Here is a 25,518-nt window from a genome sequence, read left to right as displayed (position 1 = left end):
ATTGGCCTTATTAATCAGTGAGGCTCAACCGGAAGGAAGACGTAGCGAATGGCAACTGTGTACGGGAAGACCCGCCCCGGCCAAGGCGGATGGGCCGACTTTGCGTCCGAGGTGGACAAGTACTTGGAAAGCGAGGTCGACGGCTACGCCGTGACCTTCGCGATGCGCGAGCACGCCGAAAAGTACGGGCTGGGCGAAAACGACGACCGTGCGAAGAAGGCGCGGAAGCGCACCCAGAGACGGCTTATCGCCATCGTCCTCTTCCCGGTCCTGTTTGTCCTGGGCATCATCGTCTCCCTCTTCAACAAGGGCCTCGGCGGCATCATGATGTTCGCGGGCGTGCTCGCACTGGTCTACCTGGGCCTGAGCGGTTTCCGCTCCATGGACCGCCGCATCAACAAGGATAAGGAAAACAAGGCGTATGTGAACAAGGGCCTGGAGAAGCAGGTCAATGAGAAACGCCGTGCCGAGGTCGAGCGCCTCGTCGGGCTGGCGCGCCAGGGCCGCCCGGAGGAAACCGGGCTGCCGGAGCCGCTGCAGCGCGTCTCCCGCGGTTACCTGGCGGAGGAACGGATCGGTGAGATGCTCGAGCAACAGCTGCCGGACTCCATCGAGGTTGCCCACGACGTGACGATCCGCACCGACTCCCGCTCCGGGCTGGCCAAGGCCGTCGACGGCTTCGACGACGCAACGTCCGAGATGTTCTACGGCACGACGCCGGAGACCCGTAAGTTCGGCCTCGCGATGGGCGTGATCGGCATGCTCGGCGAGCTGTCCCGCAAGAGCGCGGTGACCGCCAACGCGGACCACGTCCTGTCCACCGCGGCGGGCGTGATCATGGTGGACACGAAGCACTGGACCGGCGAGCTCAGCCTGGATGAGAACGGCCAGTTCACCGCAGGCCCGAACCACGCGGGCAGCCAGTACCGCGAGAAGGCGGCCAGGACGACGCGCTTCGAGGCATCGCGCCTCAACCGCGGCGACGTCGCCATGATCATCCTTGCCGTGGTCGGCGGCACCGTGCGGGGCGGCAGGATTGAGCAGCACGAGGATGGCCAGATCCCCATCATCGCCGTTCCTGCGGAGGACGTGCCGCGCGTCGTCACGGAGCTCCACAACGCCGGCCGCCTGCGCGAGCCGATCCCGATGAGCTCGGTGGCGGCGAACTCCCCGGGCACCGAGTGGTACCCGCAGAGCTAGGCGCCGCTAGGCGCCACTAGTCGTAGGTGCCGAGCAGATAGTGGACCGGGTAGTTCCACCACCTGTCGAACTCGTCGATGTTGCCAGAGACGGGGACGACCGCGCCGCCGTCGTTGCGCAAATGCACCGTGTAGTGCGCGGTGATGCCCTCGGCGGTGGCGCCGGTGCGCTCGCCCCAGGCCAGGTCCACGCCGCCGTCGGGGGTGGGGGTGACGGACTCGATCTTGTCCACCGCCGCCATGTCCTGGGCGGGCGCGCCGTTGACGTACAAGGCGAGACCGTCGGCGATGGAGGCGCCGGTGCCGGCAGGGCGGTGCTCGTCGCCAAGCGAGCCGCGGAAGACGATCCAGCTCAGCGGCGCGCACGGGTCGTAGGCGTTGTCGATGTCCTCGATCCAGTAGTTGAAGTCGCTGCCGTCGTCTGCCGGCATGCGGCCAGGGGCGGAGCCGGCGGGGTAGGCCTCGCGGGGGTCGTTGGGAGGGGTGTCGCACAACGGCGCGGGGGCGTCGGATTGCGCGACGGGTTGTTCGGCGGGGCTGTCAGACACGGTCTGCGTTTCGGTGACGGTGCTGGGGGCGGGGGCTGGCTCGTCGGCGTCGCACGCTGCGAGCGCGAGCAGCGCGGCGAGTGCGACTATTGGCGCGGGGCGTGTCATCGTGGCTCCTCGCGCGGATTAGAGCAGGGTATCGACGCTTGCCGGGTCGGCGTCGGAAAGCATCTGGCGGCAGCGGTCGTACTCGGCGTCGTCGCCAATCGCCTTGGAGACGAGCGCGAGCATGGCGATAGCCTTCAGCACCGGCACGTTCGCCTCGTGCGAGGCCGGGACCGGGCCCCAGCCCTTCCACCCGTTGGCGCGCAGGCGGTCGAGCGAGCGGTGGTAGCCGGTGCGCGCGTACGCGTAGGCGATCAGCTCGTCGCCGCCGTCGAGCTCCTTTTCGGCGCGGGCGGCCCACACGGCGGGGGAGTCGGGGTGCGCGAGCGCGGTCTCGCGGGCCAGGGGGTCCTCGCCCCTCGCGGGATCATCGGGCAGGTGGAGCGGCGGGGGTGCGAGCATGTCGTTGATTTCCATGCGCGCCAGGCTAGCAGTTTGGGCTTTTCAACGTGCCAGCGCGCACCAGTTGCCTTACAGTAGTACGCAACTGACGCGAAGGAGACCACCATGGCAAGCCCGCTCTACGTTGCGAAGAAGGGATCGTACGAGGAGTTCTGCGAGGTCTTCGATCCCGCGAAAAACGATGTGACTGACATGTTGTTCGGGGCGCTGACCAACGGTGACCCGGAGGCGCGCGCGAAGATCTGTAACGACATGTTGGATCGTGGCGCGGATGCGTCGCGCGAGGAATACGGGCAGAACGCGCTGACGATCCTGCTCGGTCGGCATCGCGACCTCGGGGACGGCGACGCTGCGCTGGTGCAAAGGCTCATCGACGGAGGTGCGGACGTCAACTTCCGCAACCGTAGCGGGGACCTGCCGATACGGTTGGCGATCACGGTGCGTGTAGCTGATGACGAGCAGCGCCGCGAAGTCTACGAGGCGCTGTTTGGGACGGGCGAGCTCGACCTGAGTCTGCCGTCGAGTGTGCGCAATCCGGTCAATACCATCGGCGGGTGGCTGCGTATGAACGTGGATGGGCGTCCCGGCAAGCTGGATGTGCTCGACGAGTTCCTCCAGGCCCGTGGCGAGTGAGTGAAGGAGGCCCCCATGGCAAGCCCGCTCTATGTTGCCGGGAATGGCACCTACGAGGAGTTCTGCGAGGTCTTCGACGCAGAAGAAAACGACGTGACCGACATGCTATTCGCGGCACTGACCAACGGTGACCCGGAGGCGCGCGCGAAGATCAGCAACGACATGTTGGGCCGTGGCGCTGACGCTGCGCGGGTCGACACTGGCCAGAACGCACTGACCCTGGTGTGCTCGCACGAAGCGCTGGGCGCAGGCGACGCCGCGCTGGTGCAAAGGCTTATCGACGGCGGCGCGGACGTGAATTTCCGTAGCCGTAGCGGGGACGTGCCCATCAAGCTGGCCATTGACATGGGGATGGATGATGCACAGCGCCGCCCCGTCTACGAGGCGCTGTTCGGCGCCGAGGAGCTCGACCTGAGCCTGCCGTCGAGCGTGCGCAACCCGAAAAACACGATCGGTGGTTGGCTACGCATGTGCGTGGACGCGAACCCCGAAGGCCTCGCCGTGCTCGACGAGTTCCTTTCTGCCCGCGGGTACTAGTCCCAGAAGTCGGAGGCGTTGAGCCCGAAGCGGTAGAGGCAGCGGCGCAAAAGCGGCATGGACAGGCCGATGACGCTGGTGGGGTCGCCGTCGATGGAGTCGATGAACCAGCTGCCAAGCGACTCGAGTGTGAACGCGCCGGCGCATTTGAGTGGCTGGCCGGAGGCGGCGTAGGCCTCGATGTCGGCGTCGGAGACGTCGCCGAAGCGGATTGCGGTGGCGATCGTGTCCACGACCCACTCGCCCTTATGCGCGACGGCGTGGCCGGTCAGCAGGTGGGCTTCCTTGCCGCGTTGGGCTTTCCACCGCGCGATGGTGCGCTCTGGGGTGTGGGGTTTGCCCAGCAGTTGGCCGTCGAGAAGCAGCATTGAGTCGCAGCCGACGACTACGTCGTTGGGGAAGTCGCCCGCCACGGTCGCGGCCTTCGCGTGCGCAAGCTTTTCGACGATCACACGCGGCTCCGCCTCACCGAGCTCGGCGATGATCGCGTCTTCGTCGACGTGGGCGGGCCGCAACACTGGGGTGACGCCGCCCTGCTCGAGGAGCATGCGGCGCGAAGGGGACTGAGAGGCGAGAACGAGGCGCATGGGGCTAGAAGTAGGTGATGTTGGCGAAGGCGTGCGGGTTGAACACCTGCTCTGCGTGGTTGGCCAGCGCGGGGTTGCCCCAGGTGTTGCGGTCCGCGGGCTGCTGCTTCGCCTTCGCGGCGGCCTGCAGGTCCGTGAGGACGGCGGTGAGCGCGGCGAGCTCGTCCTCGGTGGGGTTGCCCTTGGTCACCGTGAACAGGGGTGTTGCGGTCATGGGGTGCTCCTTTTTCGTGGCGGAGATGGTTACAGCGGGATGTTGCCGTGCTTCTTCTGCGCCGGGTAGGCCACCTTGCGCTCCAGCAGGCGCAGGCCCTCCAGGACGTGGTGGCGCGTTGCCGACGGTGGGATGACCGCGTCGACGAGTCCGCGCTCGGTGGCCACGTACGGGTTGAGGTTCTCCTCGGCGTACTGCTCGGCGTCGACGCCGAGGTGGGAGGCGGCGGTGGGGGCGTCGGCAAGCGCGATCTGTGCGGTGGGCCACGCAAAGACCAAGTCAGCGCCCAGACCCTTGGAGCCGAGCACCGTGTAGGCGGTGCCGAGCGCCTTGCGGGTCACCACGGTAATCGTGCCGACCTGGGCCTCGGCGAAGGCGTAGGCGAGCGCGGCGGCACCAGCGGGTGCGCCGGCGTGCTCCTCGTCGGTGGAGGGGACAAAGCCGGGGGAGTCCACGAACTGCACAAGCGGCAGGTTGAACGCGTCGCAGGTGCGGATGAAGCGGGCGGCCTTGCGCGCGCCGGCTCCGGTGAGGCAGCCGGCGAGCACGCTCGGCTGGGTGGCCACGACGCCGACGGCGCGGCCGTGGACGTGGGCGAACCCGGTGAGGACGTTGCCGGCGAAGTCGGCGCCGAGCTCGAAGAAGTCGCCGTCGGTCACCGCGGCGATGATGTCGGTGACCTCGTACGGCTGCGCGTCGTCGTCCGGGATGATGGTGTCCAGGTCGACCTCTGCGGCAGCGTGCTCCGCGTCCTCGCCAAGCGGGGAGGCAGCCTGGTTGTTCAGCGGCAGGTAGCCCACGATGCGCTGCACCGCATCGAGCGCGCCCGCCATGTCCGCGGCGGTGACGTGCGCAAGGCCGGTGGTCGCGGCGTGCACGGCTGCACCGCCGAGCGCGTTGGCGGTCGTCGCGGTGCCGGAGACCTGGCTGACAATGTCGGTGTCGGGCAGGTGGAGGCTCGCGCCGTCGACCATCACGGTGACGTCGGCAAGCGGCACTGTGGTCGCCGCGAGGGTGGCGACCTCGCCGGCCACCAGCGCGATCTGCGGCACGAGGCCGGAGGCGTGGGTGGCGGCGCGCAGCAGTTTGGCCTGCATGTGGGCGGTGACAATGCCTTCTTGCCAGCGCGGACCGACCGAGTCGTAGATGCCAATGACCGGGACACCGGTCTTGGTTGCCAGATCAAAGAGTTTGAGCATTTTCTCGGCGTAGACCTCGCCGATGGCCCCGTCGAAGATGTCGGGATCCTGGCTGAAGATGCAGACCCGGCGACCGTCGATAAGCCCATAGCCCGTGATGACGCCATCGGTGGCGGGCTTCGTACGATCCATCTTGTACGCCTCGACGCGGTGGCGCGCGAGCGCGTCGGTTTCCACGAACGAACCGTCGTCGAGCAGCGCCTCCACGCGCGCGCGAGCCGTCATCGCGCCCTCGGTCGGCGCCTCCGCGCGATCAGCGACCGGCGTGCGCGCCTCGTCCAGGCGGTTGCGCAGGTCCTGGATGCGGCCCGCGGTGGTCTTCAAATCGGGTTTTGCAGTCTTGTCGCCCATAAGCCCTCAGTCTATGCCCCTATCTGTTATGCACCAAAGATAAAACCACACGTTGTATCGTCCGGTCGGGCATGAGCGTTTCTCTGCGAATGCTGTGTCAGCCTATACATGTTTTGCAAAAGCTTTACCCAGGCGTTGTGAAGCCGAAATCTGGGGGTGTTCCTATCTATGGCACGGGGGTCAACCCCACCTGGGAGGAGACCCTGCTGATCGTCACCGCCGACCACGAGACCGGCTACCTCACCGGCGCCAACGATGTCCCGGGCTTCTCCCCGCTGGCCGGCGAAAGTCAGGCTGCACCGGAGCATAAGTACAACTCCGGCGACCACACCAACCAGCTCGTGCCGTTCTTCTTCAAGGGCGCTGGTTCCGAGGACCTCATCGCTGCAGCCGAGGGCGAGGACCCGGTGCGTGGCAAGTACATCGACAACACCACCGTTGCCAAGCTGACCAAGGAAGTTTGGTGGGCTGAGGCCAAGGCTGGCGACCAGGGCGATGCAGCCGAGGGTTCCTCCAAGGAACAGAAGATCGCTGCCGGTGTCGCTGGTGGTCTGGCACTGGTTCTCGCGCTGATTGCTGGCGCGTACCAGGCTGGCCTGCTGCCGAACATCCCGGGCCTGCCGAAGTTCTAATCGTCGGGGCTTATCGCTTCTCGACGCCCCGTTCATGCACCACAACCTGTGGTCGCTCAACCCCGGCGAAGACGAGCTCGAGGCGAGTCACAGGCTCGCCAAGCGCTTGCTCAAGGAACGTAGCGTAAATGTCCAGCTGCAGGAAATAGCTGGTCACGGTCTCTGGTTTCGCGGTGACATCGGTCTTCCAGTCGGCGATGACCCATCCGGCATTGTCGCTGCTGGTGTCACGGTAGAGCAGGTCGATGTAGCCATTGACTGCGGTGCCGTCGACTGTGCCGATAACCGGCAGCTCCCGCTGCGCTCGTGCGTCCGGCTCGAGGCTGCGCGCGTACGGTGCAGACTCGGCGAAGCTCGCGGCGACGCGCACCACGTCTTTCACGGCCGAGGCCGGCAGCTCGTAGAGCGAGGCCACTGTGGCGGCGACCTGCTCAAGCTCGTCGCCCTGGGGTAGGTGCTCCATCACGTCGTGGACCGCGGTGCCGAAGTCGGTGCCGGCGTTGTCCCGGTAGAGGCCGCTGTTGATCTGGCGGGCCGGGAAGCCGGACGCTGCCACCCGCTCGTCGAGGGAGCGGCGCAGGCGTACGCCGGTGACCTGCGTGTGGCGCGGCACTTCGTCGCCCGCCGGGCGGGATTCTGCCCGCTGCACACCGGTTGGGTCGGCGGTGGGCTCGGGGTTGGCCTGGTCCTCGGCGTGGGCGATGGCGGTGACGCCCATGCGTTGGGTGGTGGCGGTCGCCTTGGCGAGTGCCTCGGCCCTCGTAGTGAAGCGCTCTGCGTTCGGCGCACTGCGGTCGGCGTCCTGTGCCTTGGGTGCCGCGATGGCATCGAAACCTGGCAGTTCCTCACGGGCGATGGGGGCGTATTGGGTGGAGTCGTCGATGATCTCGGCGAGCTTCGCGCCGCGCTGCGCTTTGGTGTACTCGCGTGGTCCACCCTTCTTCTTGGGTCTGTTTTTCTTGAGTTGCAGCGGGATAGCCAGGATGGACTTGGCGCGCGTCATGGCGACGTAGAGCAGGCGGATCAGCTCGTTGGCGTCGGCTTCGTCGTCGAAGGCCTTGGCAACGAGGTAATTGGGGGTTGGCGCGTCCTTGAGCTTGAACTGCGCGGTGCTATCTGCCCGGGAGAAGGTGCGTACCGCGCGACTGCTCGAGGTGTGGCCGGACATGCCAGCGGCGATGACCATGGGGAACTCGCGACCTTTGGACTTGTGGATCGTCATGAAGCGAACTGCGTCGGTGCCGGTATCAAGCAGAGGCTCGGAGACGCCCTGGTTGGTTTCAGCTTGGGTGTCAGACCAGCGAACAAATTCGCGGAGGCCGAGCCCGGTTGTGGCAGAGAAGCGGTCAGCGAGCGTGAGCAACGTCTCCACGCGCGGGAGGTGGTCGGGGTGGCCACTTGCGGCGTAGGCCTCCGCGAGTCCGAACTCCGCGACGATGCGGCGCACCATGGTCGCCGCATCGGTGCGCTGTGCTTCCGCAGAAAGTCGGCGAAGCTGCTCGACGCAAGTGTCGACGCTCGCAGCAACCTCATCCTGCGTAATCGCGGCGTCGAGCGACTCCGGGGCTTCATCGAGGTGCTCGCGGCGTACCTGCGCCCACCGAGCGATGTCCGCATCCGAGCAGCCGAGAAGTGCGGTGCGCAGGGCAGCGATGCGGGTGAAGTCGTCAGCGGGGTCGGCCACCGCGCGCAGTACAGTGAACAGGTCGTTCAGCTCCGGGGTGGCAAAAAGCGCGCCGGAGCCCTCGGAAACCCAGGGGATGTCTGCGTCGCCGAGGACCTGCATCAGGCGCAGCGCATCGTTGTGGGTGGGCACGACGATGGCGATGTCGGAGTAGCGCAGGGGCGCTCCGGCTTGCGCACCGCTGTGGTGGACGAAGCGGGGGTCCGCACCGGCAACCGCCGCACGAATGAGCGCGACAACGTCGGCGGCTTCGCGTTCGCGCAGTTCGGCGGGCGGCAGGTCTTCCGCGTCTGCGTCCTGCAGCACGATGAACGCGCCCTCGCGGCCTTCCGCGGCGTCCTGGGGGAGCATGGGCACGTAGTGGGCTTGGGCGGGGCCGTCTTTGGAGCTCGCGTGGGCGTCGAAAAGCTGCCCGTAGAGCTCGTTGACAGCGGCGACGACCGCTTCTGAGGAACGGAAGTTTCGCGAGAGCTGCTTCACACCATGGTCGGCATCGCGGGTGGCGGCGCTGGTGCGTGCGGCGACGTAGGTGTCGATGTCGGCGTTGCGGAACTTGTAGATCGACTGCTTCGGGTCGCCGACCATGAACAGGCGGCCGGGCTGCGGGGTGTCGTGCGGCCCGCGGGCGATCGCGGTGACGATGTCGAGCTGCGCGGGGTCGGTGTCCTGGAATTCGTCGACGAAGATGACGCGGTATTGCTCATGCAGCTTTGCGCGCACCTCGTCGTCGACCACGAGCTGTTGCGTCAGGTAGATCATGTCGTGGAACTCGAGGACGCCGGTGCGGTGGCGCGCGTCGGCCGCTCTGAGCACAAGAGCCGCGAGCACGGGAGCGATTGTCGACGTCGCCGTGTACCCCGCGTAGCACCCAAGCTCATCGAGCCGCTCGAGGAAGTCTTTGTACTCCTCCTTGACCTGCTTAGCTTCCGGCTTGCTGCCGCCGGTGTTGCCAGGTTTAGGCAACTTGAGCTCGGCGAGGGAGTCCGCCGCGTCGAGCTCGGCCAGGCGGTCATCGAAGAAGGCGAGGAGTTTGTCGGAGACACCCGAGGCGTAGGCGCGATCGCGGATCAGGCGCAGCTGCTTGCGAAGACTGGCTCGTAGCTCGTCTTCGGGTGGGGCCTCGAAGGCGGACGCTTTGATCGTGGCGCCGAGCTCGCCCCAGTGCGCGTCCATCCACTCGACCAGCTCCTGCAGGTGCTTGAAGGTCACGCCCTCGCCCAGGAGATACTGCAGTTGGGTGATGAATTCGGCTGCGGAGATGTTCGTCGGCAGGGCGTCGATAGTTGCTGTGGCTTCTTCGCTGCCCTCGAAAAGCGCGGTAATGGTCTCGATAATTGCCTCGCTGTGCTGGGTAGAGGAGAAATAAGCGGCGAGGTCATCGACAGCGTCGACCTTGGGCGGCAGGCCGGCCTCCAGCGGGTACTGCTTGAGCACGCGCAGGCAGAAGGAATGAAGCGTGCCGAGCGCGGCGCCGGGCAGTCCTTCGAGCGCTTCTTGGGCGCGCTGCTTGGCCCGCTCCGGGTCGTGGAATGCGCGAGGCTGCCCATTGCCGAGCGTGTATGCCCCGGTGTCGCGGACCTGGATGAGCGCGCGGCGCAGACGGGCGGTGAGCTCCGCGGCTGCGGCTTCGTTGAAGGTGATGGCGGCGATCTGATCGATGCGGGTGCCGTGCTCGATAATCAGCGTGAGCAGGCGCTGGATGAGCATGACGGTCTTGCCGGAGCCGGCACCCGCCTCGACGAAGCAGGAGAGCTCGACTTGGTTTTGGATGAATTCACGGTTGGCTTCGTCCTCGGTAAGCCGCGCGTGGAGAGTCGGGTCGGTGGGGTGTGCGGTAGTCACTGGTGGTTCTCCTTGAGGCTTAGACGTCGGCGTCTGCGGTATCGGTCTCGAGTGGGGTGTCGAAATCCAGCGGGGCGAGGATGTCGGTCAACGCGTTGTAGTTAGCGGTACCGAGGCGCAGGCGCGCGCTGTTGGACCACCACTCGGGGAGCGGGTGGGGCGGGAAGTGGCCGCGCTCGATGTGGCGGTACATGTTGCTCAGGTTGGTTTGGAGCGTGGCCACGGCCGCGTCGTCGACAGTGATGCCTACGTAGGGGGTTTTGGGGTCGCGGAAGTACCAGTAGCGGGCCTCGACCGCGTCCACCTCGCCGGGCCACACGGCAGGGCCGCCGGGGAAGAGCGTGGCCGGGTCGCCGATGTTGGCGAGCGTGCCGATGACGTGGCCGTAGAGCGCGAGCTGGAAGTAGTACTTCGGCCCGTCCTTCGGATCAAGCTTGCCGGTCGGTGTTTTCTGCGTGACCGCCTTTTTGGGGCGGTCGCCTTTGCCCGATTTGAAGTCAGTGACGCGCAGGACGAACCGTTCGGTGCCGTCCTCCTCGTTGCGCTCCAGGCGGTAGTCCACCCGGTCGGCGTAGCCCTTCACGGGCAGCTCCACGCCGAGCGCCGGCAGCAGCAGGGATGCTGCCGGTTCCTCGGTGGTGTTGCCGAAGGCGAACTCGGTGGCAAGTGGCGTCCAGCCCTCTTCTGCCTCGTTGCGCTCCTGGGCGAGCCAGCCGTGTACGTCCTTGCGCGCCTGCTCGGCGAACGTGTCCCACACCAGCGCGTTGATCTGGTCACTGCGGTGCTGCGCCAGCTCCCGGTCTAGGGTGTGATCCATCACCTCGACGGCCTCGCCCTCCCAATCCAGGTCGGCGTAGTGCTCGGGGCGGTTGGGATTGTCCAGCCACATTTCGTTGGTCCAGTGCTCCAGCACTGCGTGCAGGATCGTGCCGGTGTCGGCGGAGGCGACGTGCATATCCTCCGCGTCGTCCTCAAGCACCCAGTTGCCGGTCACGCGCTGGATAAAGTACTCCAGCGGCGACTTGGTAAAGCCCTCCAGCGCGGAGCTGGAAATCGGTTTCTGCAGCGTGTGCAGGCCAAAGTCGGTGCCGGTGTAGCCGGTAAATTCGCCGGCGACGCCCGCATGCCGCGCCTGCATGATCTCCGCGTAGCGCGCCGCCCGCTCGCTCGGGGTGCCGACCAGCGCGTTCGCCAGTGCCAATTCAGTCTGGCTCGTGGGCGTGCGCTCGCCGCTTACTAGCCCCGGGTAGAGCGCATCGACGCGGGTTTCTTCCTGCTCAAGCCAGGTGGAGGGCTCGGTCAGGCCTCCGCCGGCGATGCCGGATCGGGAACGTGTGAGCACAATGCTTTTCGACGCCCGCAGCGCCGCCGAAAGCGTCCGCTCCCTCCTCGCCAAAAACTGCTCCGGGGTGGTGTGCTGCTGCGCCTGCGTCATCGTCGCGCTGGGGGTGAGTGAGCCGGGCAGGGCGGCGTCGGTGGCACCGGTGATGAACGCGAGCTGGAGGTTGCGCCCGTCCAGGCTCTCCAGCGGCCCGACGGTGAGCACACCGGTGGCGGTGGCGCGCGCCGGGCGGGCGGCGAGCTCGCGAGCGATCTCAAGCGCGCGCTCGCGCTGGGGTGCGCCCTGCTGCGCGGCGAGCTGGTCCACCAGCGGGTCCAGGTAGATCGCCTGCTGCGGCTTCCCGATGTTCAGGACCTCCAGCGCGATCTTCCGGAACGCGGAGGCGAAGCCCTCCCAGCTCTCCGCCTGCTCAAGCGGGGCGAGCGTGGCGCGCAGGTCGACGACCCAGCGGGCGGCGGTCACGCTGCGTTCGGGCACGCGCTCGCGCTCCGGGGTGCCGTCCTCGGCCTGGCGCGTGGCGGTGTCGAGCACCGCGTCCCAGTCGCTACCGGTGAGCGCGGTGCCGAGGCGGTCTCGCGAGCCGGCGTCGAAGGCGCGCAGGCCCAGTCCGTCCGCCACCTTGCCAGTGGAGAGCAGCTCCACGAGCTGGTGGCGGTGCATCTCGGCAGGGCGCAGCGTGAGCAGGGCGGTCAGGGCGCGGAACACGTTGTGCTGAGCCCACACGTCGCGCGCGGGCGCGTGGTAGGGGATGCCCGCCTCGTCGAGGGCATGGGTGAGGAACGGAAGCTCCGCGTCGTCGCAGTAGGCCACGGCGATTGCGTGCAGCGGGGTGCCTTGGACGACGGCGTCGAGGATTCGGCCGGTGACGTAGGTGGCCTCGTCCGGCTCGGCGATCAGCGAGACGCGTTCGGTGCGCTCACGCAGGTCTGGCAGATCGACGGGCGTGGCCTGCTGGAACTGGGCCAGCGCCCATTCGGTGCGCGCGTCGTGGGCCAGCGCGCCGACGGTGATGAGCGCCCCGCGGTGGGAGTCGGCGGCGGCACGGACCGCGTCCGGGAAGGTGAAGCGAGTATCGCGGAACTCTTCGGCGGCGCGCTGGGCGATCTCGGCCACGATGCTGGGTAGCTGTGCGCCGCCGTGGTCCGCGCGCCATTCGGCGGGGGAGTTGAGGAGGGTATACAGGGCGTCGATAAGCGCTGCATGCGTGGCCGCGGAAGTATGCAGCTTGGCCTCATGGAAGGGGGTCGGTTCGGCGCCATCGGCGAGGATGCGAGCGACGAAGGCGGCGACATCGGCGCGCTGCAGCAGCGTGCGGGACTCCTGATCACGCGCGGCGCGCTGCAGCAGCATGTCGAGCGTGACCACGTCCACCCCGAGGCGCGGGCCGCCGGTGGCAATGGCGGCGACCACATCGTCGAAGGCGGGGGTGGGGCACAGCACAGTGACCGGGGCGAGGGGGTCGCCGGCTTGCGCAGTATCGACGGCCGCGAGCAGAGCGGTGGCGTAGGGGGATGAGGGCGGGTGGGGCGTAGCTGTCATGTGGCCCACAGTAATTGGGCAGCCGAACATCGGCAGAGGGATCGTCGAACGTATGGTCGAAAGTGGCTGCGAGGCGCTATCCTATGAGGCATGTTGCGTACGGACAAGCTTGTCGCAGTCATTTACTCTGCTGGCAAGGTATTTGAAAATTTGCGGTCAGGGCGGCTCGCGACCGCGGCTTTTTTGGAAAACGGCACAACCGACGGGATTTCCTCGCGTGCCGACCTGCAGCTGTTACAAGATTTGCAGGCTGCTGCGCGAGTGGCGTTGCGGATAAAACGTGGCCGCGAGACAATCGCCGCGGCGCATGTCTGTGAGATTAATGCCGCAATGACGCGCTCGGCGGCCTTGCATCCGGGTGAGCTGCGCCGCGAGGAGCAGCGCATTGGTGTGCGCACGGTCCACGGCGACCATATGCCCCCGGCTTTGGATATGGACGCGCTGCAATTGCTTATCGACGACACCGTGACCGGACTAAGCCCGACGCCCGCTGACGCAGCACGGCTTTTCGTCGTATTGGCCAGGGCTCAGCCGTTCGAGGACGGTAACAAGCGGACCGCGATTTTGGCTGCGAACGCGCTCCTGCCTGACGGCATCGTGTTGGTGGTCCCGCACGATCGGGAGGGGAGCGGGGCCGTAGAGGCGCAATTCCACGACCTCCTGGCTCGTGCCTACGTCTGTGGAGGCGAGGACGGCCGCGCGATCGATGCCGTCGTCGAATTTATGCTGGCCCACCAAGCAGCCGAGGGAAAGTAGCAGCGAACTGGCACGTGTTATTTCGCGCCCTGCTTATAGAGGTCCCACCCAGCACGGATCATCGGGATCTGCAGCGGGAGACGTGCGATGGCGCCCGCCTGCAGGTACCAGGGCTTGTTGCGCCACTGCCACGCCATATTGAAGTTGGCCGGCCACACGGCGAGCAAAAGCGCCGCCGCGACGGCGCCACCGGTCGCGCGCGTCTTCGCGTTGGCAAGCAGGGCTGCGGTAGCGAGTTCGGCCACGCCGGAGACGTAGGTGTAGGTCCGCGCGCTGCCGGGCAGCTGCTCGGGAACGATGCCGTCGAATGGCTCAGGCTTGACAAAGTGGAGTACTCCCGCGCCACCGAAGACGGGGATGAGTGCTTTTTGCAATGTATTCATGCCTGCCACGCTACGCCGGGGTGATACGGCAAAGGAAACCCTAGGAATCGTAGTTGGCGAGGTAGCGGATCTTCGGGGTGATTTCCAAGCGACTCTTGCCCTCGCGGTGGCGTTTCATGATGAGCTTGGCCGCTGCGATGTGGCCGGCGTGAGGCGGCACGTCGGTCTTGGGGACGTAGACCTCGTCCTCTGAGATGTGACGCCTTTCCACGTGGGTCACCTACCTTCCGGATCCCAACTCCAAAAATTATAGCTACACGCCCGCGTCGTTACTTGCGTCCCCGTCACCCCACACACACCACGCCACACCACACCCCACACCGCATAGAATCGTGGGCATGACAGTAAAGGACCTCGCCCGCATCCAAACCGCCGTCGCCGACTACTGGCCGAAGGTGCGCTACACGGAGACCACCGGCTCCACCAACGCAGACATGGTCAAGGACGGCGAGGCCGGCATGGTGCTCATCGCCGACGAGCAGACCGCCTCCAAGGGCCGCTTGAACCGCACGTGGGTCACGCCGAAGGGCGCGCAGCTGGCCATGAGCATGGTCATCGACGCAGGCACGGACCCCAACCACTTCGGCCTGCTCTCCATCGCGCCGGGCGTGGCGGTCACCGACGTCGTGCCGCAGGCGCGCCTGAAGTGGCCGAACGACGTACAGATCGGCGGCAAGAAGATCGCGGGCATCCTGTCCAACCTGGCGCTGCCGAACGTGGTCGTGGGCATTGGCATCAACGTGAACTTCCGCCCGGAGCAGCTGCCCGTCGATACTGCGACGGCGCTCAACCTCGAAGGCATCGACGTCGACTTCGACGACTTCACCATCGAGGTCCTGCGCGCTATGGGCCACCGCCTCGGCCAGTGGCAGGACCGCGACCCGCAGCTGCTCGCCGACTACCGCAGGGTCTGCTCCACGATCGGCCAGACGGTGCGTATGGAGCTGCACGACCGCGACGTCCACGGCGTGGTCGACGGCATCAACGACAATGGTGAAGTGATCATCGACGGCACCGCGTACTCCGTCGGCGATGTGCATCACCTGCGCCCGAAACAGTAGCCTGGTCGCATGTCAAGAAAGGTGCGGTTTCAGACGAGCAAAGACGAGCAGGTGCTTGCCGACGTCTGCGCCCCCCTTTCCACCCTCACCTTCCCCCTCATGGAACTCATCGTGATCACGGGCGTGGCCTGGATCGCCATCGGCTGGATGGATGTGACCCCGGGCGTGGACCCGGCGCTGCGCAACGTCGTCGTGCTGGTGTGGGCGTTTTTGGCGCTGTGGCGCTTCGTGGCCCCGCTGGTCAGCTCCCGTCGCCGCCGCTTCATCCTCACGGACCGCCGCATCCTCGCCCGCGGGCGCCGGGGCGCGGTCGACTCGATCCCCCTGGAGCAGATCCACTCCGCCCGCCGCGTCAAGGGCGGGATCTCGGTGGCGGTCTATGGCTACGACCGTCCGCTCGTCTTCGAGCAGGTGGGCAAGGCGCGCGCCGTCGACAAGGCGCTGCAGAAGGCGCTCGCGGGCGAGCTGCGCTAGCGCCTCCGGTACACGAAATACATGATCGGTCCCAACAGCGGGACCAGCAGCACAACGAGAAGCGAAACGACGCCTGATTTCGTCGTGTGCTCGTCGCGCGCAATGCACACGAGCGCCGCGACTGCCAGCACAAACGCCAGCGCCGTCAGCCCCCACAATGCGTAGTCGATCGGTTCCGGTTCCAGTGGTGAGGACGCACTACCCATTAATCTGCGCGCCCTTGATCTCCGTGTCGTGCAGCTGGCTGTCCAGGTCCTCCGGCGTGAGGTCGCTCTGCTGGAACTCGGCGGTGACCGGCAGGTGGAGGTCCATGTCGGTGCCGGGGCACAGTTCGATGCGGGCTTCGCGCACGGTGTAGTCGAGGACGTGGCCGCCGGAGGTGCGCTCGTCGTCGATGAAGTGGACGTGGCAGCCCGGCACGCTGATGCCCTTGGCGTAGGCGGGGGTGCGGAAGCCGCCGATGACGCCGGTGACGTTTTCGAAGTGGTGCTCGGCGTCGTCGTTAATTGCTTCGGTCATGGGGCGGTAGGGCTTTTCCTGCTTGCTCACGGTGCGGGTGACCACCTTGTCGAAGGTGCCGGTGATGCGCACGGCGTAGAAGAAGTTGCGGCTGGGCTCCAGGCTGTCCACGAAGGCGGACAGTTCGCCGCGGCGCATGCCCTGCGGTGCGTCGACGGTGATGCGCGGCACGAAGTTCGTCACCACCGTAAACGGCGTGCGCTGGTCCAGGTCCGCGACGCGCGCCTTGCCGTCGCTGGTGAGCTGGTAGCAGACTCCGTCGAGGATAATCATCTCGCCGTCGAGCGCATCGAAGGTGCCGAGGCCGAAGTTGCCTTTAGACAGGATGTCGCTGATGGTCAGCTCGCCGTCGTAAATGCCGTCGAGGAGAGCGGTCATAAGCGAGTTCTGGAAGATGGTGTGGCGGGAAAGCGCCTGATAATTCGAAGCCATAGCACCAGGGTAAGGTGAAGTGCGTGAAAGACGCACAACAAATGCCAACTGTCGTGGTCGTCGGTGACGGCCAACTCGCCCGCATGATGCACACCGAGGCCATCGAACTCGGCCTGCACACTCGCCTGCTTGCGGGGAGTGAAGACTCGTCGGCCGCGCAGGTGTTCGGCGATGTGCGCATCGGCGATTACACCAACCTGGAGGATCTTCAGGAGGTCGCGCACGGTGCGGCCGCGGTCACCTTCGACCATGAGCATGTGCCCAACGAGCATTTGGAGCAGCTTATCGACGCCAACGTGACCGTCGAACCGCGCCCCGAAGCCCTCATCTACGCCCAGGACAAACTGGAGCAGCGCCGCAAGCTGGAATCGCTCGGCGTGCCGGTGCCTGACTACGCGCCGATCGACTCGGTGGATGCGGCGAAGTCATTCTGGGAGCGCCACGAGCACCGCGTATGCCTGAAGACCACCCGCGGCGGATACGACGGCAAGGGCGTCTGGTTCCCGGACTCGCTCGACGAATTCGTGGAGCTGGTGGGCGACATGCTGGGCCAAGACATCGTGCTCTACGCCGAGGAGAAGGTCGACTTTGTCCGCGAGCTGTCCGCCATGGTGGCGCGCACCCGCTCCGGCGAGATGCGCGTGTGGCCGGTCGTGGAGTCGCGCCAGACCGACGGCATCTGCCACGTCGCGATCGCCCCGGCCCCGGACCTGTCGACGCAGCTGGCGCGCGAGTGCCAGAACCTGGCCAAGCTCATCGCCCGCAAGCTCGATGTCACCGGTGTGATGGCGGTGGAGCTGTTCGAGTACAAGACGGAGACCGGCACCGCCGTGTCCGTCAACGAGCTGGCCATGCGCCCCCACAACACGGGGCACTGGACGCAGGATGGCTGCCTGACCTCCCAGTTTGAGCAACACATGCGCGCCGTGCTCGACTTCCCGCTCGGCGAGACCGAAATGGTCGCCCCCGTCACCGTCATGGTCAACGTCCTCGGCGGCGAGGAAGATCCGGAAATGCCGATGGAGCGCCGCGTTAGGGAAGTCATGCTGCGCTACCCGGAGGCGAAGGTCCACCTCTACGGCAAGGACTGGCGCCCGGGACGCAAGATCGGGCACGTCAACGTCACCGGCTACGACGTGGTGTCCACGCGCAAGCTCGCCGAGCACGCCGCGCAGTTCCTGGTGACGGCGAGTTGGACGTAGGCTGGCGTCGAAAAGCGCTGCAACAAGAAAGGTTGAACCGATGACCGCACAGCAACCCCTCGTTGGCCTGATCATGGGCTCCGATTCCGACTGGGGCACCGTCCAACCCGCCGCCGAGGTGCTCGCCGAGTTCGGCGTGCCCTTCGAAGTCGGCGTGGTGTCCGCGCACCGCACGCCCGACAAGATGCTCGCGTACGCGAAGAGCGCCCACGAGCGGGGCCTGCGCGCGATCATCGCGTGCGCTGGTGGCGCCGCCCACCTGCCCGGCATGGTCGCGGCTGCAACGCCGCTGCCGGTCATTGGTATCCCGCGCGCGCTGGACACGCTCGACGGCATGGATTCGCTGCTGTCCATCGTGCAGATGCCGGCGGGCGTGCCGGTGGCCACCGTCTCCATCGGCGGGGCGAAGAACGCTGGCCTGCTCGCCGCGCGCATCCTCGGCGCGGCCGACGCCGAGCTGCAGGCGAAGATGGTGCGCTACCAGGAGGACATGGCCGCCGCCGTGGAGAAGAAGGACGAGGCGCTGCGCAGCCGGTTGCTGGGTGAGTAGCAGCCCCATCGTGGTGCTCGGGGCGCGCATTGTCGACGGTCGCCCCTCCCGCATGCTCAACGCCCGGCTTGTCGCCGCGCTCGTGCGCTGGCGTATCGACGCCCGCGCCGGGGCAGAGCGGACCATCGTGGTCACCGGATGCGGCGAATCGGGCGTGATGGCGCGCTGGCTCGCCGAGCGCGGCGTGCCCCGCGAGCTGATCGTCGAGGAGCCTCACGCGACATCGACGAACGAGAACCTGGAGAACTCTCGCGCGCTCTTCCCGCACTCGCCGCGCCTGATCGTGGTGACCAGCAATTTCCACGTCCGTCGCACGCGCGTGTGGGCCTGGCACCTGGGCATTCCGGTGGAGATGGTGCCGGCGCGCACCCCGCGGCGCTCGCGTGCGAAGAACTATGCCCGGGAGGTCGTCGCGCTGCCGCACTCCGCCGCGCGCGTTGCTTGGCGACGCCTCGCGCACACCCTGGGAATCCCGCCTAAATAGGGCGATCGCTGGCCCCCTTCGGCGTGGTGTGAGCGCTCTGCGATACCCTTAGGGGGTATACCCATCCTGGGTATGGCGCAGATACTTCGGTCTGAGGAGGGCCCTTCCATGACACACACACCACTTCGTCGACGCATCACCGGCCTGGCTGCCGTTGCACTACTGGGGGTCAGTGCAGTCTCATGCGCCGGAGAAAACGCCACCCAGACCGACAAGGACGGTGTCGAGGTGACATCCGGGGCCAACCAACCCGCAGAAGTCAACGGGGTGGACCTGCACTTTCTCGGGATGATGACACCGCACCACCAGCAAGCCGTGGACATGAGCGACATCATCCTGGCCGCGGACGGCACGAGCGAAGCCACAGCGGACCTCGCCGAACGAATTAAAGTCGGGCAAGAGGAAGAGATCGACACCATGGTCGACTGGGCCGAGCAATGGGACCAGGGCGACCTGATGGCACAGCATGCCCCGCACGTCGCCAACGGCATGCTGATGCCAGAGCAGATGGAGCAGCTGGAAAAACTTGATGGCGAGGACGCAGACACCCTGTTCCTCCAGCTGATGCACTCCCACCACGAGGGTGCCGTTGCCATGACCCAAGACCAGATCGATAACGGCGGCTACCAGCCCCTCGTGGACCTGGCCCAGCAAATGCTCGACGTCCAAACCGCCGAGATGGACGAGATGGAACAGCTCCTCGAAGCCAGGGGCGAAAGCACTCTGACTGAGTAACCCGCACGGCGCAGCGGCTAGAGCCCGCCCGGCAGGCTGCGCAGCGTGACTCCGCGCTCCGCGGCGGCCTCGCCGAAGCGCTCCACAAAGTCCGCGGACCGCTTCCCGGAGGCGCAGTACACCACGACGTCGCCCGCACCGCGCAGCTCGTCGAGCAGCGCGATCGCCGCGTCCGGGTCCTCGCGCCACGCGGACGTGGGCAGGTGCGCGGATTCCTGCGGCAGGTCCTTGATCGCCTTCTCTCCGAGTTCGCGCACGTCGAGCGCGGTCGCTTCGCCGTCCGCGATCTGCGCGAGTAGCCGCGCTTTCTCGCCGTCGCCGTGCTGTGGCACCGCGCACGAGGCGGCCGGCGCGGCGTGGGCGTCCAGGCTCGTCACCAGCTCGCGCTCCGGGTCGGCCGCGACCTGGAAGCGCTTGAGCGTGCCGGCGAGCGCCTCGTAGACGGTGAGCACGCCGATCTCCGCCTCGTCCATCCCGGCGAGGAGCTTTACCGCCTCGGTGGCCATGAGCCCGCCGACGACGGAGGTGGTCACGCCGAGCACGCCCGCGGTGGCGCAGTCCGGGGTGTCCTCGGGCGCGGGGTGGGTGGGGTAGAGGTCGCGCAGGCCCACGCCGCGCATGTTCGGGCCGGAGTGCCAGACCGCGACCTCGCCGTGGAAGCGCAGCACCGAACCCCACACCAGCGGGGTGCCGGTGAGTTCGGCGGCGTCGGCGGCGAGGAACTTCGTGGTGAACGTGTCGGAGCCGTCGATGACCAGGTCCGCGTCGCGGAAGTACTCGGCGGCGTTGGACGCGTCGAGTCGTTCGTTCAGGGCGTTGATGCGCACGTCGTCGCGGTGCCGTCGCAGCTGCTCGGCCGCCACCTCGACTTTGGGCCGGCCGACATCGGCGGCGCTGAACAGGATTTGGCGGTGGATGTTGGTGTCGTCCACGACGTCGTCGTCGATGACCGTGATCGTGCCGACGCCCGTCGCCACCAGCGACTGCATCACCGGACACCCGAGCCCGCCCGCGCCGATGACCAGCACGTGCGCGCGATTGAGCGCCTCCTGGCCCGCCAGCCCGAAGCCCGGGAGCAGCGTCTGGCGCGCGGTGCGCCGCAGCTCAGCGTGGGGGAGGCTCATAGCACCTGGTCCTCCCAGCTCGCCAGGCCTTCAAAGCTTGACGACGCCAACGCGCCCTCCGCATGCGTCCGCCGCGGAATCCGCCCCGCGCCCCGCGCCAAGCGCCCCGCTTCCACCGCGTGGCGCATCGCCTGCGCCATGGCGACCGGGTCCTGGCAGCGGTTCACGGCACTGGCCAGCAGCACCCCGTCGCAGCCGAGTTCCATGGCAAGGGCGGCGTCGGAGGCGGTGCCCACGCCGGCGTCGAGAAGCACTGGCACCTCGGCGCGCGAGCAGATCAGCTCGATGTTGTGCGGGTTGAGGATGCCGAGCCCGGTGCCGATCGGGGAGCCCAGCGGCATGACCGCGTGGACGCCGACCTGCTCGAGGCGCGCCGCGACCACCGGGTCGTCAGAGGTGTACGCGAGCACGGTGAAGCCGTCGGCGACGAGCAGTTCGCAGGCGTCGACGAGCTCGACCACGTCCGGAAGCAGCGTGTGGTCGTCGGCGATGACCTCCACCTTCACCCAGTTCGTGCCGAGCGCCTCGCGCGCCAGCTGCGCGGTGAGCACCGCGTCGCGCGCCGTGCGGCAGCCCGCGGTGTTCGGCAGCGGGTCGATCCCCAGGCGGGTGAGCATGTCGAAGACGCTCTCGCCGCCACCGTCCGCGCGCGCCGCGTGCCGACGCATCGCCACCGTAGTCAACTGCGTCCCACTGGCAACGAGCGCGTCTTCCAGCAGCTGCTGGCTCGTCGCCCCACCCGTGCCCATGATCAGGTGCGAGTCGAATGCCTTATCCGCGATCTGCAGCACGGTTAGCCTCCTTGGACGGCGGTGAGGATGTCGGCGACGTCGGCGTCGTTAAGCACCCGGCCCCACTGGCTCGCGGGCACCACCTTGCCGTTGACGGCCACGGCGACACCCTCGGAACGGCCCACCACCTCGTCGACGAGCTGCGCGACGGTGGGCGCGGCGTCGAAGGTGCGGGGTTGATCGTTGACAGTAATGCGCATGATGCTCCTTTACTTGTGGCGGGCGGGGTCGCACGCGGCGATGTCCACCGCCGTGGTGCGCCGAAGCCCAAGGTCAGCGCCGACGCGCGCGCCGAGCGCCGCCAGCAAGATGCCGTGCCGGAAATAGCCGGTGGACACGACGAGGTTCTCGCCGCCAAGCCCCAGGTACGGCAGGTCGTCGGGCGTGCCGGGGCGGTTGCCCACGAGCGCCTCGATGAGTTCGCAGTCCTCGAGCCCCGGCACGATGCGGATGGCGTCGCGCAGCAGCGTGTACACCCCGTCGACGGCTGGTCGCTCGCGCGCGTCCTCGCGACTGGTCGCGCCCACGGCGATCGTGCCGTCGGTGCGCGGAATGATGTAGACCGGCCGATCCTCCACAAACGCGCGGATCACGCGGCCCACCGGCGCGTTGGCGGCCCCGAGCCGCAGCATGTCGCCGCGCACCGGCCGCAGGTTCAGCGGCAGGCCCAGCGCGCGCGCCCCAAGCCCGTTGCACACATAGGTCGTCGCGCCGAGCACTTTTCGCTTCTCGACGCCCACCTCAACCCCCACACACGCCGCCCCCTCCCACAGCAGCGCGCCCGCCTTCTCGCGGACAAGCCGAACGCCCTTGTGGTCCAGCACGCGCAGCAGGGCAGCGGCGAACATCCGCGGGTTGACCTGGTGGTCGCCGGGGATCTCTATCACGCCCGCGAGCTGCGGACTGAGTCCCGACTCCTGCGAGCGGGCCTGGCGCAGCGTCAGCCTGTCGACGTCCATCCCGTGCGTGTGCTGGTGCTCGGTGAGCTCGCGCAGGTGGGTGGCGTCGGCGCGGTCGGCGGCGACGACGAACGTCGACTCGGTGCGGTACCCCACGTCGGTGCCGGGGATGGCCGCGACGAGGTCCTTCACCAGCGACGGGTACAACTCCGCCGACTGCAGCATGAGCGGGTACAGCGGCTCCTGGCGGTACTGCACCTCCGCGGCGGGGGCGAGCATGCCGCCAGCCACGTTGGTCGCCCCGCTGGCGGGCGCCGGGTCCACGAGCGCGATGCGTTGCGGGTCCACCCCGCGTCGCACGAGCTCGAAGGCGGTGGTCAGGCCGATGATGCCGGCGCCGACAATGACGTGCTCGTAGGTGCTCACAGCGCGCCGCCCGCAGCCACGCGGTCGAAGTCGGCCGCGATACCCGCCGCCATCGCCCGCGGGTCCTCGGCGCGCATGAAACCGCGCACGATCGCCACGCCGGCCACACCGGTGGCGGCGAGGGCGGCGGCGTCGGAGGCGTGGACGTCGCCGATCGCCACCACCGGCAGCCGCGACGCCTCGACGAGCGCCGGGTACCCGTCAAGCCCGATCGGGGCGCGGCCCGAGTCCTTCGTGGGCGTGGGGCGGAACGGGCCCGCGCCGATGTAGTCGATCACGCCGGCGTACTCGTTGGCCTCCTGCACCAGGTCGAGGGTCCCGGTGGTCAGCCCGATGATGGCGTCGGGGCCGAGCAGCGCGCGGGCGTCGCGTGGGTCCATGTCGTCCTGGCCGATGTGTACGCCGTGGACGTGGTGGGTGGGGATGAGGCGGGCGGCGAGGTGGACGTTGTCGTCGATAAGCACGCGCGTGGCGGGGTTGGCTTGAGCGACGGCGTCGGCGACCGCGCAGGCCAGCGACTCGAGCGCGGACTCTTCGATCGGCTTGCTGCGCACCTGGATCACGCCCGCGCCGCCCGCGGCCGCCAGCGCAGCGATGCGCGGGACCTCCTCGGCGGGCTGCCCGGTGACGAAGTAGCAGCGCAGGTCGAGCGGCCTAGACATCGCGGATCACCCACGCGCGGTCCGCCTGGTCGAAGAAGTCGAGCTCGTAGCGCGAGGCGACGGCGCAGGCGCGCACCGCGGCGTCGAGCGCGTCCGGGGCGTCTGCAAGCGTGCGCTCGCAGCGGTCGATCGCGCCGCGCACCGACGCGAGGAACTCGTCGCCGGCGTAGGTTGCCAACCAGTCGCGGTAGGGGTGCGCGTCGTGGTTGCGCTTGGCCAGGCGCGCGCCGACCTCGTAGTACAGCCAGTAGCAGGGCAGCACCGCGGCCTGCCCGATCGCCGCGGGCTCGCCGAGCGTGGAGGCCAGCAGGAAGTCAGTGTAGGCGCGCGTGACCGGCGACGGCAGCGTCTCGCGGTCCAGGTCAGCGAGCCAGGTGCGCTGCATCTCCTGCTCGTCGGCGATCGCCTCGTCGGCATCCGAAGCCCACGCGCCGCCGAGCGCGTGCAGGGAGCGCGCGTACCTCACCAGGTAGTACGCGTCCTGCTCGAGGTAGAAGAGGAAGTCCTCGCGGCGCAGGGTGCCGTCGCCGAGCGCGCGGATGAACGGCAGCTCCATGATGGCGGTGAGGTACGGCGCCGAGGCGTCCCACAGTGCCTGGGTGTAGGGGCCTGACGGTGTGGCGAGGGGAGGGGTTGGTGGGGCGTCGATAAGCAAAAAGTGCTCGGGGCGCGTATCGGCCGCGCGCTGCATGCGACGGTTCATGTGCCCATGGTCGACGGGGCCGTGCCCGCGCCCAACGGCGAGCGCATCAGCGTGCGCGATCGCCTCGTGCAGCCAGCGCGACGCCCACTCGGTCGCCGCGGGCGTGTCAAAGCCGGCGCCCAGCCGCGTGGCCAGCGCCGAAGAGAACGAACAGCCGGTGCCGTGCGTATTCTTCGTGTCCACGCGCTGCACGGGCACGCGGTGCACGCTCTCGGCGGTGACCACGGCGTTATCCGCGTGCGCGCCGCCCAGGTGGCCGCCCTTGACAATGACGGTCGTGCCCAGCTCGCGCGCCAGCCCCCGCGCCTGCGCGATCGCGGCGTCGAATTCGGTGGCGGTCTCCGCGCCGGCGAGCACGGCCAGCTCAGGCAGGTTCGGGGTGATCACGTCGGCGAGCCGCGCCAGCTCGCGCAGAGCCGCTTCAGCCTCGCGCGTAAGGAGCCGATCGCTTGACGACGCCACCATCACCGGATCCAACACCACCCTGCACGTTCGCGCGTGTGCGGTGAGGAAGTCCCGGACCACGTCGATGATTTCGGTGGTGCCCAGCATGCCGATCTTGATGGCGTCGATCTCCACGTCGTCCGCGACGGAGCGCAGCTGTGAGCGCAGGAACTCGACCGGCGGGGCGAAAATCTCCTGCACGCCGGTCGTGTTCTGCGCGACCAGCGAGGTCACGACGCTATACGAGTACCCGCCGGCGGCCTGGATCGACTTGATGTCGGCCTGGACTCCGGCGCCGCCGGTCGGATCGGTGCCGGCGATAGTGAGGATGCGGGGCAGTGCGGGCGCAGCGTGCATGGGGACAATCCCTTCGCTAGTTCGAGCTAGTGCAGGTTCGACGGGTCTGATCTCAGCCCCTCGCTCGGGGGCACCCCGTGTCACACTGGCGACGCTAGCACAGCCCCCGCGCCGCTAGAACGGCAGGTTGAGCGTGGGCAGTTCGATGCCCAGGACCGGCGCGGCGAAGTACAGCCAGCCGGCGGCCATCGCGGCGACGAGCGCGACCAGACCGAGCAGCATCGCGGCGACGTCGAGCTCCTTGCCCACGGTGACGTCGGTGTCCTGGGTTTCCTCCGCGGCCGGCTGCTCTTGCTCGCCGGAATCGGCGGTGCCGTCGGCGGCGACGTCGACGTTGACGACGACCTCGTCGCCCTCGCCCTGCTCCACGCTCACCGGCTCGCCGTTGACGGTCACGCCCATCTCGCCGGCGCCCTCCTGTGCGAGGGCCGGCTGCGCGGCGGCGATCATGGCGGTGGCAGTTGCTGCGGCGATAAACGCCCTGGTTGCTCGTTTCATAGCATCAGTTGTAGCACTTTCCTGTGCGCGCGCTGCCTTGAAACCCCGAAACCTTATTAGACGTTGAAAACACCCCTCCGGTTCCCTGCTCGGCCGAAAGTGGAATCCTTCTCACAAACCATTGAACCCGCAGGTCAAGCAGGTTTATGCTGTGTGGCATGACGCTTCTCGACGACCTGATCACCCTCGACAGCCGCGGCATCG

General features: G+C 67.7%; 29 protein-coding genes and 1 riboswitch. Of the genes, 11 read left to right on the top strand and 18 right to left on the bottom strand.

What is annotated here, in order from left to right; all coding sequences use genetic code 11:
* Positions 1–48: 48 nt before the first annotated feature.
* Positions 49–1,200 (top strand): nuclease-related domain-containing protein, encoded by a 1,152-nt coding sequence (locus FPP74_RS00145; protein ID WP_095277627.1) that lies wholly within the window; start codon positions 49–51, stop codon positions 1,198–1,200.
* 16 nt (positions 1,201–1,216) lie between these two features.
* Here the strand turns inward: FPP74_RS00145 and FPP74_RS00140 are convergent, their stop codons facing one another.
* Positions 1,217–1,855 (bottom strand): hypothetical protein, encoded by a 639-nt coding sequence (locus tag FPP74_RS00140; protein ID WP_144716743.1) that lies wholly within the window; start codon positions 1,853–1,855, stop codon positions 1,217–1,219.
* Positions 1,856–1,873: 18 nt separating this feature from the next.
* A complete protein-coding gene (locus FPP74_RS00135) occupies positions 1,874–2,269 on the bottom strand; it encodes a DUF3151 domain-containing protein (RefSeq protein ID WP_095553433.1) in 396 nt (131 codons plus the stop codon).
* Positions 2,270–2,359: 90 nt separating this feature from the next.
* Between FPP74_RS00135 and FPP74_RS00130 the strand changes: the two genes are divergently transcribed.
* Positions 2,360–2,887 carry a hypothetical protein gene (locus tag FPP74_RS00130; protein WP_144716742.1) on the top strand — a complete coding sequence of 176 codons (528 nt, stop codon included), beginning with the start codon at positions 2,360–2,362 and terminating at the stop codon, positions 2,885–2,887.
* Positions 2,888–2,902: 15 nt separating this feature from the next.
* On the top strand, positions 2,903–3,424 hold the full coding sequence (locus FPP74_RS00125; RefSeq protein ID WP_144716741.1) for a hypothetical protein: 522 nt from the start codon (positions 2,903–2,905) through the stop codon (positions 3,422–3,424).
* On the opposite strand, the gene FPP74_RS00120 is transcribed toward FPP74_RS00125, so the two are convergent.
* From FPP74_RS00120 to FPP74_RS00110, 3 genes are read right to left on the bottom strand one after another with little or no spacing between them, the layout of a single operon-like run.
* Entirely contained in the window at positions 3,421–4,011 is a 591-nt protein-coding gene (locus FPP74_RS00120; protein ID WP_144716740.1) for a nucleoside triphosphate pyrophosphatase, read from the bottom strand. The two genes, FPP74_RS00125 and FPP74_RS00120, sit on opposite strands and share 4 nt — an antisense overlap.
* A gap of 4 nt (positions 4,012–4,015) precedes the next feature.
* Positions 4,016–4,225, bottom strand: a complete 210-nt coding sequence (locus tag FPP74_RS00115) for an acyl-CoA carboxylase subunit epsilon (RefSeq protein WP_144716739.1) — start codon at positions 4,223–4,225, stop codon at positions 4,016–4,018.
* 29 nt (positions 4,226–4,254) lie between these two features.
* Entirely contained in the window at positions 4,255–5,775 is a 1,521-nt protein-coding gene (locus FPP74_RS00110; protein WP_144716738.1) for an acyl-CoA carboxylase subunit beta, read from the bottom strand.
* A gap of 137 nt (positions 5,776–5,912) precedes the next feature.
* Between FPP74_RS00110 and FPP74_RS00105 the strand changes: the two genes are divergently transcribed.
* A complete protein-coding gene (locus tag FPP74_RS00105) occupies positions 5,913–6,407 on the top strand; it encodes a hypothetical protein (protein WP_144716737.1) in 495 nt (164 codons plus the stop codon).
* A gap of 10 nt (positions 6,408–6,417) precedes the next feature.
* On the opposite strand, the gene FPP74_RS00100 is transcribed toward FPP74_RS00105, so the two are convergent.
* Both FPP74_RS00100 and FPP74_RS00095 read right to left on the bottom strand, forming a co-directional pair.
* On the bottom strand, positions 6,418–9,933 hold the full coding sequence (locus FPP74_RS00100; protein ID WP_144716736.1) for an exodeoxyribonuclease V subunit beta: 3,516 nt from the start codon (positions 9,931–9,933) through the stop codon (positions 6,418–6,420).
* 19 nt (positions 9,934–9,952) lie between these two features.
* Entirely contained in the window at positions 9,953–12,814 is a 2,862-nt protein-coding gene (locus FPP74_RS00095) for a PD-(D/E)XK nuclease family protein (RefSeq protein ID WP_186439345.1), read from the bottom strand.
* A 90-nt stretch (positions 12,815–12,904) separates the two neighbouring features.
* Between FPP74_RS00095 and FPP74_RS00090 the strand changes: the two genes are divergently transcribed.
* Positions 12,905–13,570, top strand: coding sequence for a Fic family protein (locus FPP74_RS00090; protein WP_144716734.1), 666 nt, complete (start codon positions 12,905–12,907; stop codon positions 13,568–13,570).
* A gap of 17 nt (positions 13,571–13,587) precedes the next feature.
* Here the strand turns inward: FPP74_RS00090 and FPP74_RS00085 are convergent, their stop codons facing one another.
* Positions 13,588–13,953, bottom strand: coding sequence for a hypothetical protein (locus FPP74_RS00085; RefSeq protein WP_095547554.1), 366 nt, complete (start codon positions 13,951–13,953; stop codon positions 13,588–13,590).
* 40 nt (positions 13,954–13,993) lie between these two features.
* Positions 13,994–14,164 (bottom strand): RNA helicase, encoded by a 171-nt coding sequence (locus FPP74_RS00080; protein WP_095547553.1) that lies wholly within the window; start codon positions 14,162–14,164, stop codon positions 13,994–13,996.
* A 127-nt stretch (positions 14,165–14,291) separates the two neighbouring features.
* Between FPP74_RS00080 and FPP74_RS00075 the strand changes: the two genes are divergently transcribed.
* Both FPP74_RS00075 and FPP74_RS00070 read left to right on the top strand, forming a co-directional pair.
* On the top strand, positions 14,292–15,014 hold the full coding sequence (locus FPP74_RS00075) for a biotin--[acetyl-CoA-carboxylase] ligase (RefSeq protein ID WP_144716733.1): 723 nt from the start codon (positions 14,292–14,294) through the stop codon (positions 15,012–15,014).
* 9 nt (positions 15,015–15,023) lie between these two features.
* A complete protein-coding gene (locus FPP74_RS00070) occupies positions 15,024–15,488 on the top strand; it encodes a hypothetical protein (RefSeq protein WP_144716732.1) in 465 nt (154 codons plus the stop codon).
* Here FPP74_RS00070 and FPP74_RS00065 read toward each other — a convergent pair.
* On the bottom strand, positions 15,485–15,694 hold the full coding sequence (locus tag FPP74_RS00065) for a PLDc N-terminal domain-containing protein (protein ID WP_144716731.1): 210 nt from the start codon (positions 15,692–15,694) through the stop codon (positions 15,485–15,487). The genes FPP74_RS00070 and FPP74_RS00065 overlap by 4 nt on opposite strands.
* On the bottom strand, positions 15,687–16,439 hold the full coding sequence (gene budA, locus FPP74_RS00060; RefSeq protein WP_144716730.1) for an acetolactate decarboxylase: 753 nt from the start codon (positions 16,437–16,439) through the stop codon (positions 15,687–15,689). Before budA ends, FPP74_RS00065 begins: the two co-directional genes overlap by 8 nt.
* 41 nt (positions 16,440–16,480) lie before the next feature.
* On the opposite strand from budA, the gene FPP74_RS00055 reads away from it, so the two are divergent.
* From FPP74_RS00055 to FPP74_RS00040, 4 genes are all read left to right on the top strand, one after another.
* On the top strand, positions 16,481–17,641 hold the full coding sequence (locus FPP74_RS00055; protein ID WP_144716858.1) for a 5-(carboxyamino)imidazole ribonucleotide synthase: 1,161 nt from the start codon (positions 16,481–16,483) through the stop codon (positions 17,639–17,641).
* Between the two features lie 40 nt (positions 17,642–17,681).
* Positions 17,682–18,191 (top strand): 5-(carboxyamino)imidazole ribonucleotide mutase, encoded by a 510-nt coding sequence (purE, locus tag FPP74_RS00050; protein WP_144716729.1) that lies wholly within the window; start codon positions 17,682–17,684, stop codon positions 18,189–18,191.
* Entirely contained in the window at positions 18,184–18,675 is a 492-nt protein-coding gene (locus tag FPP74_RS00045; RefSeq protein WP_144716728.1) for a YdcF family protein, read from the top strand. The genes purE and FPP74_RS00045 overlap by 8 nt, the downstream gene beginning before the upstream one ends.
* Positions 18,676–18,783: 108 nt before the next feature.
* Positions 18,784–19,410, top strand: a complete 627-nt coding sequence (locus tag FPP74_RS00040; protein ID WP_186439344.1) for a DUF305 domain-containing protein — start codon at positions 18,784–18,786, stop codon at positions 19,408–19,410.
* A gap of 17 nt (positions 19,411–19,427) precedes the next feature.
* Here FPP74_RS00040 and FPP74_RS00035 read toward each other — a convergent pair whose 3' ends face one another.
* The 7 genes from FPP74_RS00035 to FPP74_RS00005 all read right to left on the bottom strand — a co-directional run bounded on the left by FPP74_RS00035 (position 19,428) and on the right by FPP74_RS00005 (position 25,314).
* Positions 19,428–20,534 carry a ThiF family adenylyltransferase gene (locus tag FPP74_RS00035; RefSeq protein WP_144716726.1) on the bottom strand — a complete coding sequence of 369 codons (1,107 nt, stop codon included), beginning with the start codon at positions 20,532–20,534 and terminating at the stop codon, positions 19,428–19,430.
* Positions 20,531–21,325, bottom strand: a complete 795-nt coding sequence (locus tag FPP74_RS00030) for a thiazole synthase (RefSeq protein ID WP_144716725.1) — start codon at positions 21,323–21,325, stop codon at positions 20,531–20,533. Before FPP74_RS00030 ends, FPP74_RS00035 begins: the two co-directional genes overlap by 4 nt.
* 2 nt (positions 21,326–21,327) lie before the next feature.
* Positions 21,328–21,525, bottom strand: a complete 198-nt coding sequence (thiS, locus tag FPP74_RS00025; protein WP_144716724.1) for a sulfur carrier protein ThiS — start codon at positions 21,523–21,525, stop codon at positions 21,328–21,330.
* 9 nt (positions 21,526–21,534) lie between these two features.
* A complete protein-coding gene (gene thiO, locus FPP74_RS00020) occupies positions 21,535–22,650 on the bottom strand; it encodes a glycine oxidase ThiO (RefSeq protein WP_144716723.1) in 1,116 nt (371 codons plus the stop codon).
* The gene (locus FPP74_RS00015) at positions 22,647–23,312 is read right to left on the bottom strand and encodes a thiamine phosphate synthase (RefSeq protein WP_144716722.1); all 666 of its coding nucleotides are present in this window, start codon (positions 23,310–23,312) and stop codon (positions 22,647–22,649) included. Before FPP74_RS00015 ends, thiO begins: the two co-directional genes overlap by 4 nt.
* The gene (locus FPP74_RS00010; RefSeq protein ID WP_144716721.1) at positions 23,305–24,816 is read right to left on the bottom strand and encodes a bifunctional hydroxymethylpyrimidine kinase/phosphomethylpyrimidine kinase; all 1,512 of its coding nucleotides are present in this window, start codon (positions 24,814–24,816) and stop codon (positions 23,305–23,307) included. The genes FPP74_RS00015 and FPP74_RS00010 overlap by 8 nt, the downstream gene beginning before the upstream one ends.
* Positions 24,807–24,904, bottom strand: a riboswitch (TPP riboswitch). Its footprint overlaps the gene before it by 10 nt.
* Before the next feature lie 26 nt (positions 24,905–24,930).
* Positions 24,931–25,314 (bottom strand): hypothetical protein, encoded by a 384-nt coding sequence (locus FPP74_RS00005; protein ID WP_095547541.1) that lies wholly within the window; start codon positions 25,312–25,314, stop codon positions 24,931–24,933.
* Positions 25,315–25,518 lie beyond the last annotated feature (204 nt).

Source organism: Corynebacterium sp. NML180780 (genome assembly GCF_007786415.1).
In the GTDB taxonomy this organism is placed as follows: domain Bacteria; phylum Actinomycetota; class Actinomycetes; order Mycobacteriales; family Mycobacteriaceae; genus Corynebacterium; species Corynebacterium gottingense.
Note: the sequence above shows the minus strand (reverse complement) of the source record. Positions and strands in the feature narration are given on the sequence as shown.

Coding starts and splice junctions, on each gene's coding strand:
- FPP74_RS00110 (WP_144716738.1), bottom strand. CDS start 5,775: ATGGGCGACAAGACTGCAAAACCCGATTTGAAGACCACCGCGGGCCGC.
- FPP74_RS00140 (WP_144716743.1), bottom strand. CDS start 1,855: ATGACACGCCCCGCGCCAATAGTCGCACTCGCCGCGCTGCTCGCGCTC.
- FPP74_RS00135 (WP_095553433.1), bottom strand. CDS start 2,269: ATGGAAATCAACGACATGCTCGCACCCCCGCCGCTCCACCTGCCCGAT.
- purE (WP_144716729.1), top strand. CDS start 17,682: ATGACCGCACAGCAACCCCTCGTTGGCCTGATCATGGGCTCCGATTCC.
- FPP74_RS00095 (WP_186439345.1), bottom strand. CDS start 12,814: ATGACAGCTACGCCCCACCCGCCCTCATCCCCCTACGCCACCGCTCTG.
- FPP74_RS00075 (WP_144716733.1), top strand. CDS start 14,292: ATGACAGTAAAGGACCTCGCCCGCATCCAAACCGCCGTCGCCGACTAC.
- FPP74_RS00090 (WP_144716734.1), top strand. CDS start 12,905: ATGTTGCGTACGGACAAGCTTGTCGCAGTCATTTACTCTGCTGGCAAG.
- FPP74_RS00055 (WP_144716858.1), top strand. CDS start 16,481: ATGCCAACTGTCGTGGTCGTCGGTGACGGCCAACTCGCCCGCATGATG.
- FPP74_RS00145 (WP_095277627.1), top strand. CDS start 49: ATGGCAACTGTGTACGGGAAGACCCGCCCCGGCCAAGGCGGATGGGCC.
- FPP74_RS00040 (WP_186439344.1), top strand. CDS start 18,784: ATGACACACACACCACTTCGTCGACGCATCACCGGCCTGGCTGCCGTT.
- FPP74_RS00130 (WP_144716742.1), top strand. CDS start 2,360: ATGGCAAGCCCGCTCTACGTTGCGAAGAAGGGATCGTACGAGGAGTTC.
- FPP74_RS00010 (WP_144716721.1), bottom strand. CDS start 24,816: ATGCACGCTGCGCCCGCACTGCCCCGCATCCTCACTATCGCCGGCACC.
- thiS (WP_144716724.1), bottom strand. CDS start 21,525: ATGCGCATTACTGTCAACGATCAACCCCGCACCTTCGACGCCGCGCCC.
- FPP74_RS00115 (WP_144716739.1), bottom strand. CDS start 4,225: ATGACCGCAACACCCCTGTTCACGGTGACCAAGGGCAACCCCACCGAG.
- FPP74_RS00065 (WP_144716731.1), bottom strand. CDS start 15,694: ATGGGTAGTGCGTCCTCACCACTGGAACCGGAACCGATCGACTACGCA.
- budA (WP_144716730.1), bottom strand. CDS start 16,439: ATGGCTTCGAATTATCAGGCGCTTTCCCGCCACACCATCTTCCAGAAC.
- FPP74_RS00085 (WP_095547554.1), bottom strand. CDS start 13,953: ATGAATACATTGCAAAAAGCACTCATCCCCGTCTTCGGTGGCGCGGGA.
- FPP74_RS00015 (WP_144716722.1), bottom strand. CDS start 23,312: ATGTCTAGGCCGCTCGACCTGCGCTGCTACTTCGTCACCGGGCAGCCC.
- FPP74_RS00005 (WP_095547541.1), bottom strand. CDS start 25,314: ATGAAACGAGCAACCAGGGCGTTTATCGCCGCAGCAACTGCCACCGCC.
- FPP74_RS00035 (WP_144716726.1), bottom strand. CDS start 20,534: ATGAGCCTCCCCCACGCTGAGCTGCGGCGCACCGCGCGCCAGACGCTG.
- FPP74_RS00070 (WP_144716732.1), top strand. CDS start 15,024: ATGTCAAGAAAGGTGCGGTTTCAGACGAGCAAAGACGAGCAGGTGCTT.
- FPP74_RS00120 (WP_144716740.1), bottom strand. CDS start 4,011: ATGCGCCTCGTTCTCGCCTCTCAGTCCCCTTCGCGCCGCATGCTCCTC.
- FPP74_RS00125 (WP_144716741.1), top strand. CDS start 2,903: ATGGCAAGCCCGCTCTATGTTGCCGGGAATGGCACCTACGAGGAGTTC.